At 33.0% G+C, this 421-nt stretch carries 1 protein-coding gene; it reads right to left on the bottom strand.

Annotation, left to right across the window (positions count from 1 at the left end; translation table 11 throughout):
* Positions 1–68 precede the first annotated feature (68 nt).
* Positions 69–421, bottom strand: a 353-nt coding sequence (locus PF021_RS08525) for a hypothetical protein (RefSeq protein WP_271022059.1), incomplete at its 5' end; no start/stop codon positions are given.

Here is a 421-nt window from a genome sequence, read left to right on the forward strand (position 1 = left end):
TTTTTTTACAATCTTTTACAATATTCCCTCTTTTAAAGCTTCATTTTATCTCCTAATCCAACACTAACTCATATTTTTGCGATTAAATACAAGATATAAATCTCTAAAAATCTGCAATAAAAATAAAGCAGTTCAATATGACTGCTCTTTAGAGTTGGTTTATTTAGAGATTCTAAAATCTTCCCTGCAGTGCTTTGAAATAGTGGTGGTAGATTGTTTGTTGCATTTATTAAGCTATCTAAATTCCCATCTCCTCTTTTTAAGCTCCCACCAAATTCTTCGCCAAACTTCTTTATAGCTTCTCTTTGCTCCTTTGTGATTGAGTGAGATAGAATCTCTTCTGCACCTCTTAGATTTTGACTTGGCAGATTCCTTATAAACCCACCAATTGCAGTCTCATCAATTAGCTTTCCTACTCCTT

This window comes from Helicobacter ibis (assembly GCF_027859255.1).
Classification (GTDB): domain Bacteria; phylum Campylobacterota; class Campylobacteria; order Campylobacterales; family Helicobacteraceae; genus Helicobacter_D; species Helicobacter_D ibis.